We start from the raw sequence: 14180 nt of genomic DNA on the forward strand, positions 1-14180 counted from the left end.
TATTCATCTTTTGCAGTAAGTGAACACCCTATAGCAGGCGGAAAGGAACATAAAAAAGGCCTCCGTCCCTCCTCCATACTGCTATGGATAAGAGGGACGAAAGCCTGAAAATTCGGTTCCGTGGTACCACCCTGATTGGAGAAGATAGACTTCTCCCGCTTTATAACACACTAACATGTGCCTCCCCTTGATAACGGATAGGAAACCCGTCGACATCTACTCCCGGTCATAAAACCGGTTTCAAGCCGCCCTCGCAAGTCCATTCGGACCAGACATCAACGCTTCCTCCCACCAACCGGAAGCTCTCTGTGCATGATGTTAAGATCTTACTTACTCCTGCTCATCAGTTTATCACTTTGATTTGTTACAGTATATGAGATTAAAAATAAAATGTCAATAGGCAAATAAATTTTTTAGTGGATAAATATCAATCATGATAAACCAGTCCATTTATTTTAACTTGTACAAGTGGTGCCTGTATTTCCATGGAGATATTAGCTTCATTTACAAATCCAGCTGCATGAAAACTGCCGTCGAAGCAGGATTGTCATTGTATCGCTCAATTTTATAAAAACCGTACCGGTAATACATCTGAATGGCACGATCCATAAAAGGGAACGTGTCTAAACGCATATGTTTATATCCAATCTGCCTGGCATCTGCAATTACTTGTTCAATCAGAGCATTTCCTATATGTTTTCCCCGATATCCAGGTCTGACATATAATCGTTTCATTTCACAAAAACGATCATCCAACTGCCTCAATGCAACACATCCAACAATATCACTGTTTAAATAAGCAACATAGAGCCGGCCATTGGGCATACCATACTTTTCTCCCAATTCTTTCACTTCATCGTCATAATGCTGGAAATTAAGGCATTTTGCTACTTCAGTATCTTTTGTAATAATAGTATCCGTATATTCAGTGAACAAGCGGATAACTTCCTCAGGCCGTTCATATGCCAGTTCAATTCTTACTTCCACCTGTATTCTCCTTATAAATTTTGATTTATCACTCTGTTGGGTTATTTGATTTAGATGTGTTTCCATCTTTCCTGTTAATGGGAAAATTATAACACATGTCCAGGCTTATATCTATATCACATTGTAAACTGCATCATGGGGTCCGTTTACAAAAACAGAGAAGGTTTGGGGTACATACCCATTCGTTATTTTGTATTAATTTTATAAAAAATAAAAGAATATAAAAAGTATATTGACAATATTGAACAGACAATGTAAGATTTAGAACATAAACGAACATTAACAATGAACATAAACGAACAAAAATCCGTTTCGGCACCAATGAGTTTCCGTGCCGGAACTGGTGCAGAGAAGGGAGAGGAACTATGCCTCAATGTATTGTGGTAGCAGATGATCTGACAGGAGCAAATGCCACAGGGGTTCTGCTTAAGAAGATGAATTACAGAACCTACACCGTAATGAATTCGGAACGGTTGAATCTGTCCCTGTTCGATCAGTGTGATTGTATTATGTATCCAACAGACAGCAGAGCGGCAAGCAGCGAGACCGCTTACAACCGGGTATTTAACGTGACCAACCTTTTGAAAAATGAAGAGGTCAAGGTTTATGCAAAGCGTATTGACAGCACTCTCAGAGGAAATGTCGGGAGTGAGACGGATGCTTTTTTAGATGCTCTGGGACCGGATTATACTGCCATCTGTGCCCCGTGCTTTCCGGCTTCGGGAAGAATCGTGATCGGAGGGTACATGATGGTAAAGGGGCTTCCCCTTCACAAAACGGAGGCGGCCCTGGACCCAAAGACTCCTGTATTTACATCGGATGTGAAGAAAGTTTTTGAAAATCAAAGTAGATACAAAGTGGGAAGCATCCAGATGAACGGCATGATGGAAGGAAAGCATGCACTGGCGGAACGGATCAGAGGGCTTGCAAAGGCTGGATGCAGGATCATCGTTATGGACTGTGTGACCCAGGAGGATTTAGACCTGATCGCTGATGCGTCCATTACAAGCGGGATCAAATTTGCTGCAGTGGATCCAGGCGTGTTTACTTCCACCGTCGCAAGAAAGCGGATTGTCCCGCCGGACAGGGGGAAAGAGAACAAGATATTGGCTGTAGTGGGAAGCGTAAATCCTGTGACAAGAAAACAGATGGAAGAGCTTTGGCTGACCCAGCGGACTGCTTATAACATTTTTGTTTCCGCTGCCAGATTCCTGGAGAATGAAGAGAGCCGGGAGGAAGAAATCAAACGGGCGGTAACGGAGGTTTTAGCTGCCAGCGAGTCTTATGAAATCCTTACTGTTACAGGGGATGGGATTTATCCGGAAAACAGGGTGGATTTTAAGCGGTACGAACCCGGCTATCCAGGTGGGATTGATGAGATGACCAGGCTGATTTGTGATTCCTTTGCAGAAATTACCCGCCGGGTGTTTACATATAACAGCGGCTATCAAGGGATCTACAGCAGCGGCGGAGATATTACGGTGGCCATCTGCCGGAAGTTTAACACCGCCGGCTTATGTCTCCTTGATGAGGTTCTTCCCCTTGCTGCCTACGGGAAGTTTTTAAAGGGGGATTTCGAAGGGGTGTCCATTATAACAAAGGGGGGGATGGTAGGAGAGCCAGATGCAGCCAACCGGTGCATTACTTATTTAAAAGAGAAACTATTTATGTAAACTATTTATTAACCATAAACTAATAACTGGAGGAAATAAATATGAGTAAACCACTAATCATTATACCCATAGGAGATCCGGCGGGCATTGGTCCGGAGATCGTTGCAAAGGCGCTTGCAGAGCCAAGAGTCACTGAGGCGGCCTGCTGTATTGCAGTTGGGGACAAAAAGATCATGGAGCAGGCCATCAGGATCACTGGGGCAGATTTAAGGATCAGGACGGTAAAGGGGCCGGAGGAGGGGAACTTTGAAAAAGGAATATTAAACCTCATTGACCTGGATAACGTAGATATGGACCAGTTTGCATTCGGAGAGGTCAGCGGAATGTGCGGCAGGGCCGCCTATGAATACATTGAGGAAAGCATCAGGCTGGCAAACGAAGGAAGGGCGGATGCGGTTGCAACCACTCCTATCAACAAGGAGTCCTTAAGGGCGGCAGGCATTCCATTTATCGGTCATACGGAGATATTCAGTGCCCTGACGGAGACAGAGGATCCGCTTACCATGTTTGAGACCAACGGGCTGAGGGTCTTCTTCCTGACCAGGCATGTATCCTTAAGAAACATGCTGGATATGGTGACCAGGGAGCGGATCAAGGATTATGTAAAGCGCTGCCTTGAGGCATTAAAGCGGCTTGGGGTAGAGGATGGGACCATGGCGGTTGCAGGGCTGAATCCTCACTGCGGGGAACATGGTCTGTTCGGTGACGAAGAGGTGAGGGAGATCATCCCAGCCGTATTGGAATTGCAGGAAGAAGGCTATCCGGTGGCAGGCCCGATCGGGGCAGATTCCGTGTTCCATCAGGCTGCTCAGGGGCGGTTTAACAGTGTGCTTTCCCTGTACCACGACCAGGGACATATAGCCACAAAAACCCTGGATTTTGACCGGACCATTGCCATTACCAACGGGATGCCCATCCTGCGCACCTCGGTGGACCATGGCACGGCCTTTGATATTGCAGGAACCGGAAAGGCTGGCGCTGTCAGCATGGCCGAAGCTATTTTGCTGGCAGCAAAGTATTCCCCCCGCTTTAAAAAGGCGTAACGGGGGCAGTAAAAATTTAAGAGGAGGGTTTCTTTATGGTAGGAGGACTTAGCGGCGAAAGAATGATGATTGCTCTTGGAATCGGCATCGTGATTCTCATATTCTTGGTATTGAAAACAAAGATCCATGCATTTTTGGCCCTGATCATGGCATCGCTCATCATTGGTGTGGCAGGAGGCATGCCTCTTGTAAATATCACCTTGGAAAATGGGAAGACCTTTGGTATTGTTAATTCTATAACAACCGGCTTTGGGGGAACGCTTGGGAGTATAGGAATTATTATCGGCTTTGGGGTGATGATGGGGCAGATATTTGAACGGACCGGGGCAGCCAAGCGGATGGCTCAGACGTTTTTAAAGCTTTTTGGAAAAAAGAGAGAAGAGGAAGCTCTTGCCCTTACGGGATTTCTTGTCTCCATCCCCATTTTCTGTGACTCCGGATTTGTAATCCTGGCCCCCATTGCAAAGGCTATTTCAAGGGCGACGAAAAAATCGGTAATTTCCCTGGGGGCGGCTCTGGCAGCAGGGCTTGTGATCACCCATAGCCTTGTGCCGCCCACTCCCGGGCCTTTGGGCGTATGCGGAATCTTCAGCGTGGACGTAGGAAAATTCATTCTTTATGGCCTTGCCATCGCTATTCCCATGACCGTGGCCTGTATGGTTTATGCAAGATGGGTCGGAAAAAAACTTTACCAGATTCCTGATGATAAAGAAGGCTTTGTGCGCCTCCCCTATCAGGAGCCGGATTATTCTCAGGATTTTTCCATTGGTTCTGAAAATCTTCCTTCCACCCTGGAATCCTTTGCGCCTCTGTTCCTTCCCATCATCCTGATCCTGATTAGCACGGTTTCCAGCGCCTTGGGAAAAACTTCCGGCTATATGATGGTATTTCAGTTTTTGGGAAGCCCTATCGTAGCGGTGGGAATCGGGCTTGTGCTGGCGATCTTTACCCTGGGAAGAAGTCTTACCAGAGAAGAGGCGATCAAGGAAATGGAAAAGGGCATGGCATCTGCAGGAATCATCATGCTGGTGACCGGAGGCGGCGGTGCATTAGGACAGATCATTAAGGACAGCGGACTTGGTACCTATATGGCGGAAGCCCTGGCAGGTACGGCGGTACCCATCGTCATCCTTCCGTTCCTCATTGCAACGGCCATGCGCTTTATTCAAGGTTCCGGCACGGTTGCCATGACTACGGCGGCCAGCATATCGGCTCCCATCATCCTGGCTGCGGGCGTGAATCCCATCCTTGGAGCCTTGGCATGCTGCGTAGGCTCTCTGTTCTTCAGCTACTTTAATGACAGCTATTTCTGGGTGGTAAACCGGACCCTTGGAGTTGGGGAAGTAAAGGACCAGATCCTCACCTATTCCATCACTTCCACCATCGCATGGGCCGTTGGATTTGTTGAAGTTTTAATATTGAGTATTTTCCTGTAATCATTTATGATATACATAGGGGAATTTGTGCGGAAAACAGATGCCCTGCCGCCGGAGCTTCCGGCGGCAGGGATTTTTATGCTGAAACAGGTACAGGCTCCATGACAGGAGGAACAGTTCATGATGATGGCGGAAAGGCAGATTAAGATTCTGAACATGATACAGGAAGATGGAAGCGTCCAGGTTGAAGAGCTGGCAAAAGAGCTTGTCGTCAGCCCTATGACCATCCGCAGGGATTTGGAAAAGCTCCGGAAGGAGGGGCTGATCGAACGCTGCCACGGAGGAGCAGTAAGCAAGACCGAGGTGGCCTATGCGGATAAGAGCGTGAAGAATCATGGTCAGAAGGTGCGGATCGCAGAAAAATGCGAGGAATTCATCAGGGAAGGGACTACCGTATATCTGGATGCAGGAACCACCACCTATGAGATCGCAAAACGGATCATGGATAAGGAAAATATGACGGTTATTACCAACGACTTAGAGATTGCGCTTCTCATGAAAAACAGCAAGGCAGAGCTGATCCTGTGCGGCGGTTATGTCCAGAAGTCCACAGGAAGTACCTTAGGCTATTACACCACCCAGATGATAGAGGATTTCCGGTTTGATACAGGATTTTTTGGGGCTGCCGCCATAAGCGGTGAGTTCCATGTACTGACCCCTACCACAGATAAAGCATTTTTAAAACGCCAGCTTGTAAAGCAGTGCCAGCAGGCTTTTCTGGCAGTGGATGATTCCAAATTCAACCGGCAGGGAATGAACCGGATCAACTGCCTGGCTGATTATACAGGAATTATAACAGATCATGAATTTAAAGAGCAGGAAAAGGCAGTCCTTCGGAAGAAGGGGGTTCGCATCATTTCCGTCAATCAAGAGAATTCCCAAGATTGACATTTGGGAAAATGGTGCTAGAATGATGCTGATTCATTGCAGATGTCCAAGCAAAAGCAGGAGGAAGAGATTATGGCGAAAATAGGAATCATCGGAATCGGAAATATGGGTTTTGCAATCTTAAAGGGATTATTAAAGACATATGAAAAGGAAGAAATCATTTTTACCGATGTGAATAAAGAACGGTGTACGCAGATCAGTTCAGAGATGGGAGTGGCCCAAGGGGAAAGTAATGCTCAGTGTACGGGACAGGCAAAATACGTGGTACTGGCTGTAAAGCCCCAGTATTTTGACCCGGTGCTGTCCGATATCCGTGAGAAAGTGACAGAGGACCATGTGATCATTTCCATTGCACCCGGTATTACAACGGCCCAGCTAAAAGAGAAGCTGGGAGAGAAGACACGGGTAGTCCGTGCCATGCCAAACACCCCTGCTCTTCTTGGGGAAGGAATGACAGGAGTCTGCTACGATGAGAAGGATTTTTCACAGGAGGAAAAGGAGACGATCGGTGATATCTTCCGTTCACTGGGAAGGATGCGGATTGTAGAAGAGCGGCTTATGAACGCGGTGGTCTGTGCCAGCGGGAGCTCCCCTGCTTATGTCTATATGTTTATCGAGGCACTGGCAGACGGCGCGGTAAAGTATGGCCTTCCAAGGGATGCTGCCTATGAGATGGCTGCTCAGACAGTACTTGGCAGTGCCAGGATGGTCCTGGAGACAGGAGAGCATCCGGGAGCCTTAAAAGATAAGGTTTGTTCGCCGGGAGGTACCACCATTGAGGGAGTATCGGCTCTGGAAGAATTCGGATTCCGCAATGCGGTTATAAAGGCGGCGGATGCCTGTTTTAAAAAGTGCGGGAAACTATAAAGGAACGTAAGAGAGCGAAGTAGAGTTCGCCCGTCATCACAAAGGTTGAATAAGGATTATGAACCGCAGGTTCATAATACCGGGCATGGAGGTAAGATAAGACAATGGAACAAAAGCCTGTGAAACGACTTGACAGAGAATTAAAGTATGAGGGAAATATTTTAAAAATATACGAGGACACGGTGGATGCCAACGGCCATCTGGCTCACTGGGATTTCATTCATCATAACGGAGCAGCGGCAGTGGTCCCTGTAACGAAAAGCGGGAAGCTTCTCATGGTGCGCCAGTACCGCAATGCCTTAGACCGCTATACCCTGGAGATCCCGGCCGGGGCCCTTGACAGCCCAGATGAACCAAAGATTGACTGTGCCCATAGGGAGCTGGAGGAAGAGACCGGCTATAAGACGGATAAGGAAAAGCTGGAGTATTTAATCAGTGTCAACACAACGGTAGCTTTCTGTGATGAGGCCATCGATATTTTTGTTGCAAGGGAATTAGAGCCTTCGAAGCAGAATCTGGATGAAGACGAATACATTGAGGTGGAGGAATGGGAGGTAGCTGACCTGGAACAGAAGATCTACCGGGGAGAGATTACCGACGGGAAGACCATTGCGGCAATCCTAGCATATGCGAGAAAATACGGCGTAAAGTAGGGTAAAGACCGAAAAATGGCAGTCCCGGCAGGGTTAAGATAGCCTGCCCTTGGCTCGCTGCCTTTACGAGAATAAATATCCCTTTGCAGGCATAAGGTTGAAAAAAGATGTCTTTCAACCTGCAGGGGGATTTATTAATGGCCAGTTTATTTCGTACGCTCAGATACCAATTGAGAAGAAGACCGGGAACAGGGGGAATTCACGTTTCACTGGAACGAAACCTAAGGGCAGAGGACCGTTATCTCCTTTGCTTTTTTGCCGGGCTTATTGCCGGAACGTTTATAGCAAATTTCAGTTACCCGTCATTAATGGAGAAAGCTGTATATTATATGAGTCTTTTGGACAGAAATGTGAATCTGGACAAAGGAGAGCGGATCCAGCTATTTTATCAGGTGCTAAGGCAGAGGGGGATTGAGGTATGGATTGCCTGGCTTATCGGCCTGACTGCTTATGCAGTTCCAATGTATTGCCTGCTGACAGCAGGAATCGGTTTTTCCATGGGATTTGTCCTCTCCATCATAACAGTTCAAAAGGGGCTTATAGGGCTTCCTGTGTTCCTTATGTCAGTTATGCCCCAGGGGGTTTGTTACCTTCTCCTTTGGAGCATCCTTCTTTTGTGGGGCTTGCAAAATGGGCGGCGGTTTCGGATCCCGGCTTTTTTGCTGCTTTTCTTTCTGGCCGCCCTTGGGAGCGCCTGCGAGGCCTGGATCAACCCATTTTTCTTAAAAATGGTTCTTTAAAGAGAAAGAATTAAAAAAAAATAATTGATCCAATTCCCCATATCTTGCGAAAAAAAGTCATGCATTACCAATATCTAGTACATGTTATGTAAAGTAACCCTAAAATGTCTTGATAGTGGGAAAAATGTGTTTGATTTTATCGAAAATAGTCTATATAATGTTAGGAAGAAGCCTTATTTTAAGGCATTTTTGAAGCCGAAAGGTCAGGGGATATGGAGATGGTAGCAGAAATTAATCATTTTATCATTTATTTAAGAGAGATAAAAAAAACATCAAAAAACACAGAGGTATCTTATCAGAGGGATTTGATGCAGCTGGCCTCTTTTTTAGAGCGGCAGGGAATCAGGTCAGTGGACAAGGTGACAAAGACCAGTCTTACTTCCTATATTCTGCACCTGGAGAAAGAGGGGAAGGCTACAACTACCATTTCACGCTGTCTGGCCTCCATGAAGGCATTTTTTCATTTCGAATGCAAGGAAGGGAGAATCCGAAAGGATCCGGCAGAGCTGTTAAAAGCGCCCAAGGTGGAAAAAAAGGCGCCTACCATATTAACGGTAGATGAAGTGAACAGCCTGTTAAGCCAACCAAGCGGCGAGTCTCCCAAAGAGCTTCGGGACCGGGCCATGCTGGAACTGCTTTATGCAACCGGAATCCGGGTATCGGAGCTGATTCATCTAAAAAAGACCGACATAAACTTATCCATTGGATATATAACCTGCCGGGATGAACATAAGGAGCGCATGGTTCCTTTTGGAAAAGTGGCCAAGCTGGCCCTATCCGCCTATATGGAGCGCGGACGGGGATATTTATTGAGGGATCAGGAATCCGAGTGGCTTTTCACCAACTGCAACGGAAAATCCATGAGCCGTCAGGGATTTTGGAAGATCATAAAATTCTATGGGGATAAGGCAGGGATCAAGGCTGACATCACGCCTCACACCCTGCGCCACTCGTTTGCGGCGCATTTGCTCCGCAACGGAGCGGATATTCATGCGGTACAAGCCATGCTTGGCCATTCCGATATGGCTACGACCCAGATGTATATGAACTATACTCAGGGAGAAGACCTGCGCCGTGCCTATACGGGTGCCCATCCAAGAGGATAGGGGACTCCCCTAAACCTGGGTACAAACTATATTAATACGAGGTATGATAATGAAAAGATTAGAAGATTATGTCACAAGCATTCCGGATTTTCCAGAGGAAGGAATCATTTTCCGGGATGTGACGACCATTCTGGAGGATCCAGACGGACTTTCTCTGGCAGTGGATGGCATACGGGAGATGTTAAAAGGGGTGGAATATGATTCAGTAGTGGGACCGGAGTCAAGGGGCTTCATCTTTGGAGTTCCGGTAGCCTATGCAGAGCATAAGAGCTTTATTCCGGTGAGAAAGAAGGGGAAGCTTCCAAGGGAAGTTCTGTCTGCTGATTACGAGCTGGAATATGGCACGGCGACCATTGAGATCCATAAGGATTCTATTAAGCCGGGGCAAAAGGTAGTCATCATAGATGATCTGATCGCTACAGGCGGTACCATTGGAGCCATCATAAAGCTGATTGAAGAGCTTGGAGGCGAAGTGGTAAAAATCTGCTTTATCATGGAACTTGCAGGATTAAAGGGCAGAGAAAAGCTTGCAGGTTATGATGTGGAAGCCATGATTACTTACGAGGGAAAATAATTTTCATAACAGAGAATCCGGGATAGCGGTGTTTGGACATGTTCATTCGCCCCAATCTGCCGGGTTCTTTTTTGATTCATGGGAATTAACTGTCCATAATTCGATATATTTTTGTCAAAATTTATTTTTTTCTGTACATAAATGCTGCCTATTGATTTTATTATTTTGAGTATGCTATGATGTGAAAAACAATAAAAACTGTATACAATATGCAACTTAAAATTTAACTCATCAAGAAGGGCCGCGGATTGCGAATATCCGATTGACGATTGATAAAATCCATAGGTAAAGGAAGTTTCATATACCTTTGTCTCACCGAAGGGTACGCTATAGAAAAAGAGAGGAAGATGAATTATGGCAGTTCATGTAATTGATGAAGCAAACCGATGTTTAAACTGTAAGACACCCCTGTGCAGGCAGGGGTGTCCCGTTCATACCCCCATTCCCCAGATGATTGAAGCATTTAAAGAAGGAGGTCTAAACAAAGCAGGAGAAAAGATATTTGAAAACAATCCCATGTCCCTGGTTTGTTCTCTTGTGTGCAATCATGAAAAACAGTGTGAGGGCCACTGCATTTTGGGAAGAAAGGGACAGCCCGTGCATATCAGCAGCATAGAAAATTACATTTCTGATACCATCTTTGACAAAATGAAGGTGGAGTGCAAGCCGAAAAATGGGAAGAAGGTAGCGGTGATCGGTGCAGGTCCGGCAGGGATTACCATTGCTTTTCTTTTGACCAAGGAAGGCTACAGCGTGACGATCTTTGATGCCAAGGATAAGGTAGGAGGCGTTCTCCAGTATGGGATACCGGACTTCCGCCTTCCAAAGACCATTTTAGAGCGCTACAAAAGGAAGCTTCTGGAAATCGGAGTGAAGATCCGCCCGAATACAGCCATTGGAACAGCCCTTGAAATCAAGGATCTGATCCGTGACGGCTATCAGAGCATCTTTATCGGAACCGGAGTCTGGAGGCCGAAAACTCTGGGAGTGAAAGGGGAATCCCTGGGAAATGTCCATTATGCCATCGATTATCTGGCAAATCCCGATGCCTATGATCTGGGAGATACGGTTGCCATCATTGGCATGGGAAATTCTGCCATGGATGTGGCAAGGACTGTGATCCGTCATGGAGCCAGGAAGGTGACTCTTTATGCCAGGGGCTTATCCAGCAATGCCAGCGAGCACGAAACAGCCTATGCAAAGCTTGACGGAGCGGCTTTTCAGTTTGGGAAACAGATCGTTGAGATTACGGACGAAGGCCCGGTGTTTGAGAATGTCCGTTATGATACGGAAGGAAACCAGATTGGCATTGATGAGGAACGGGAACAGGTTTTTGCGGATTCTACCATCATCTCCATCAGCCAGGGGCCGAAAAGCAAGCTGGTGAATACCACCAAGGGTTTACTGGCCAGCCAGAACGGATTATTAATGACAGATGAAAAAGGCCAGACAACCATTCCGGGCATATTCGCTTCCGGAGATGTGGTGCTGGGAGCAAGGACCGTGGTAGAAGCAGTTGCCTATTCAAAGACCGTGGCCTTGGCCATGGATGAATATATGAAATCCAAAGAAGAGAGCTGAACATGGATTATAATCGTCTGTTAAATCTCCAGGGGATGCTGTTTCTCCTGGTAGCAGCAGGTGTCGTGCTTAGAAAGAAAGGGATCCTGCCGGAGGGGGCAAAATCCATTCTCACGGACCTCGTGATCTATCTGATCCTTCCCTGCAACATCATCAATTCATTTTTTATTGAGTTTGATCTGGATATCTTAAAGGGCTTTGCAGTAATCCTTACCATTGCCGGCCTGATCCAGGCTGGCTGCCTTATGTTTGCAAAGATATTCTATAACAGGGAACCGGAAAGCCGTAAAAAAGTGCTTCAGTATGGTACGGTCTGTTCCAATGCGGGCTTTATGGGAAATCCCATCGCAGAAGGCGTTTATGGAGCAGAAGGGCTTATGTATGCTTCCATATTTCTGATTCCTCAAAGGATCGTTATGTGGTCTGCCGGGGTTTCGTATTTTACGGAAAGCCCGGACCGGAAAACCGTTGTGAAAAAGGTTCTGACTCATCCCTGTATCATAGCGGTCTATATTGGCCTGGTTCTCATGATCACCCAGGTGCCTCTGCCGGCGTTCCTGCAAAATACCATCAGAAGCATAGGGGGCTGTACCACCACCGTTTCCATGGTCTTAATCGGCGCCATATTGGCGGAGGTAGAGCCGGGAAGCATATTAGACTGGGGGATTGTAAAGTATGCCTTTATCCGCCTGTTTTTGCTCCCTCTTCTGGTTTACATATGCTGCCGGGCCTTCCATGTACCACCCCTTTTATCCGGAGTATCCGTCCTTTTGACCGGAATGCCCGCCGGAAGCACTACTGCCATATTGGCATCCAAATATGAGGGGGATTATATTTTTGCCACAAAATGCGTGGTTGTGACCACCCTGTTATCCCTGGTGACCATTCCCCTGTGGTGTATGGTCCTTTAATATACCGGATATCTTAAACGCTGTTAAAGCACTGCTATAACAGCTTCATAATTTGCTGCCTTTGCAGGCCGGAAATGTCTTATAGTTGCAGACGTTCTGGCCTGTTTTTTATGCGTTTTTTTCATCAGCTGCCTGCTGCAAAGGCGTAGCTGCGGTAGCTTAGAGTTAAACAAAAAGCCTTATGTTATTGCAGGGGCTATTTTAAGATGAGATTTAATCCAATCATTTTTATTCATAAGGAGTACTTAAGTGGTTAAGACCGGAATAGAATTATACAGAACGCTATATTTCCAGCTTTTACCTGTTAAGCGCTTTCAGAGCATATTTTGCGGAAAATTCTGTATATGTTGCCGCCTATAAGGGCTCTGAAGTGTGTCGACAATGCAGCTTAATAAACATACGAAATAAACAGGACGAAGGGCACAGGGTTCATGGCCACATTGGTGCCTTTCGCAGAAAGGTGTACTTAACATGAAAAATCAGATAACATTCTGCACGAAACTAATACTCTCATTCCTCTTCTGCATGGTATTCATAGCAATTCTCATATGGATCAATCAGCCACTGCCAGGGGAAGTGCCAACGGCGGCAAGCCAGATAAGGTTTGCCAGGGCACATGTGACTGAAATCATCAGAGACGATGCGAAGGCAGAAGACTGGACAGAGGGACTGCGTATAGGAGTACAGGAAGTCTATGTGCAGATAGACAGCGGTGAGGACAAAGGCAAGATATTGCCGGCAGTCAATTATATGAGTGCTTACAACAATGTGGACTTAAAAGCAGGTACGAAGATAATCGCCAGGATGGATATAGATGCCAATGGGCTTTCCTATATCGCATCCATACCCAATTATAACAGGGGTCCGGCATTGCTTGGATTGACGGTGATATTCGTGCTGTTTTTAGCTGTATTCGGAGGAAAGAAAGGAATCGCCGCTATACTGGGGCTTGCATTTGCTATTGTAGATATCTGGTTTTTGCTTATACCCATGATAAGGCATGGCATCAATCCTATATTTTCATCTGTTGTCATAGCTGCAGTTACCACAGCTGTCTCATTGGTACTGTTAAATGGCTTATCCATGAAAACTTTATGTGCAACCATTGGATGCGTAGGCGGCGTAGCGATGGCTGGGGCCGCAGCAGCTCTTACGGCAGTTGCTACGCCGATAAACGGTTTTAATATGTCGGAGGCAGAAGAATTAATTCTCCGTGCAGATGGGACAAGCCTGAATATCAGCGGGTTACTGATCAGTGCCATTCTCATAGCTGCACTTGGTGCAGTTATGGATGTGGCTTTGACTATTACGTCTGCAGTATTTGAGATGCATCAGCTGAATCCAGAGGTGAACAGACAAAAACTGATTCAGTCGGGTATTAATATAGGCAGGGATGCCATGGGGACTATGGCTAACACGCTGATATTAGCTTTTGCCGGTTCAGCACTCAATATGTTGATACTGTTCAGAATCTTTGATTATCCATATTTGCAGATCATTAACAGTGACATGATGGCGTTGGAGATTATACAGGGTATCTCGGGTTCCATAGGTATTGTAATGACTGTACCATTAGTAGCATTCCTAAGTGCGTTTCTATGCAGCGGGAAGAACGCGGTGGACAGGCCGGTCATGACGGTTAATGAAAAGAATAGAAAATGCAGGAAAAAGCAGTGACGATATTCACATATTTTATATTAAAAGTATATATAAAATTGGTA

13 protein-coding genes and 1 other annotated feature are annotated in these 14180 nt (G+C 46.3%); of the genes, 12 read left to right on the plus strand and 1 reads right to left on the minus strand.

What is annotated here, in order from left to right; translation table 11 throughout:
• Positions 1-89: 89 nt before the first annotated feature.
• Positions 90-353 (minus strand) — a binding site (T-box leader).
• 151 nt (positions 354-504) lie between these two features.
• Positions 505-987, minus strand: coding sequence for a GNAT family N-acetyltransferase (locus tag H171_RS23345; RefSeq protein ID WP_242977064.1), 483 nt, complete (start codon positions 985-987; stop codon positions 505-507).
• A gap of 365 nt (positions 988-1352) precedes the next feature.
• Between H171_RS23345 and H171_RS23350 the strand changes: the two genes are divergently transcribed.
• The 12 genes from H171_RS23350 to H171_RS23405 all read left to right on the plus strand — a co-directional run bounded on the left by H171_RS23350 (position 1353) and on the right by H171_RS23405 (position 14136).
• Positions 1353-2660: a four-carbon acid sugar kinase family protein gene (locus tag H171_RS23350; protein WP_100307250.1), complete on the plus strand. Its 1308-nt coding sequence runs from the start codon at positions 1353-1355 to the stop codon at positions 2658-2660.
• A gap of 41 nt (positions 2661-2701) precedes the next feature.
• On the plus strand, positions 2702-3703 hold the full coding sequence (gene pdxA, locus H171_RS23355; RefSeq protein WP_100307251.1) for a 4-hydroxythreonine-4-phosphate dehydrogenase PdxA: 1002 nt from the start codon (positions 2702-2704) through the stop codon (positions 3701-3703).
• Positions 3704-3738: 35 nt separating this feature from the next.
• The gene (locus H171_RS23360; RefSeq protein WP_100307252.1) at positions 3739-5139 is read left to right on the plus strand and encodes a GntP family permease; all 1401 of its coding nucleotides are present in this window, start codon (positions 3739-3741) and stop codon (positions 5137-5139) included.
• A 120-nt stretch (positions 5140-5259) separates the two neighbouring features.
• Positions 5260-6027 carry a DeoR/GlpR family DNA-binding transcription regulator gene (locus tag H171_RS23365; RefSeq protein ID WP_100307253.1) on the plus strand — a complete coding sequence of 256 codons (768 nt, stop codon included), beginning with the start codon at positions 5260-5262 and terminating at the stop codon, positions 6025-6027.
• A gap of 72 nt (positions 6028-6099) precedes the next feature.
• Entirely contained in the window at positions 6100-6894 is a 795-nt protein-coding gene (gene proC / locus H171_RS23370) for a pyrroline-5-carboxylate reductase (protein ID WP_100307254.1), read from the plus strand.
• Positions 6895-6998: 104 nt separating this feature from the next.
• Complete coding sequence (locus tag H171_RS23375) at positions 6999-7547, plus strand: NUDIX hydrolase (RefSeq protein ID WP_100307255.1); 549 nt, start codon at positions 6999-7001, stop codon at positions 7545-7547.
• 137 nt (positions 7548-7684) lie between these two features.
• Complete coding sequence (locus H171_RS23380) at positions 7685-8287, plus strand: stage II sporulation protein M (RefSeq protein ID WP_100307256.1); 603 nt, start codon at positions 7685-7687, stop codon at positions 8285-8287.
• 218 nt (positions 8288-8505) lie between these two features.
• Positions 8506-9393: a site-specific tyrosine recombinase/integron integrase gene (gene xerA, locus H171_RS23385; protein WP_100307257.1), complete on the plus strand. Its 888-nt coding sequence runs from the start codon at positions 8506-8508 to the stop codon at positions 9391-9393.
• A gap of 49 nt (positions 9394-9442) precedes the next feature.
• Positions 9443-9967 carry an adenine phosphoribosyltransferase gene (locus H171_RS23390; RefSeq protein ID WP_100307258.1) on the plus strand — a complete coding sequence of 175 codons (525 nt, stop codon included), beginning with the start codon at positions 9443-9445 and terminating at the stop codon, positions 9965-9967.
• 354 nt (positions 9968-10321) lie between these two features.
• Positions 10322-11548 (plus strand): NAD(P)-dependent oxidoreductase, encoded by a 1227-nt coding sequence (locus H171_RS23395; RefSeq protein ID WP_100307259.1) that lies wholly within the window; start codon positions 10322-10324, stop codon positions 11546-11548.
• Positions 11549-11550: 2 nt separating this feature from the next.
• Entirely contained in the window at positions 11551-12459 is a 909-nt protein-coding gene (locus H171_RS23400) for an AEC family transporter (RefSeq protein WP_100307260.1), read from the plus strand.
• A 471-nt stretch (positions 12460-12930) separates the two neighbouring features.
• Complete coding sequence (locus tag H171_RS23405) at positions 12931-14136, plus strand: YibE/F family protein (RefSeq protein WP_100307261.1); 1206 nt, start codon at positions 12931-12933, stop codon at positions 14134-14136.
• Positions 14137-14180: the final 44 nt, after the last annotated feature.

Source organism: [Clostridium] celerecrescens 18A (assembly GCF_002797975.1).
Classification (GTDB): domain Bacteria; phylum Bacillota; class Clostridia; order Lachnospirales; family Lachnospiraceae; genus Lacrimispora; species Lacrimispora celerecrescens.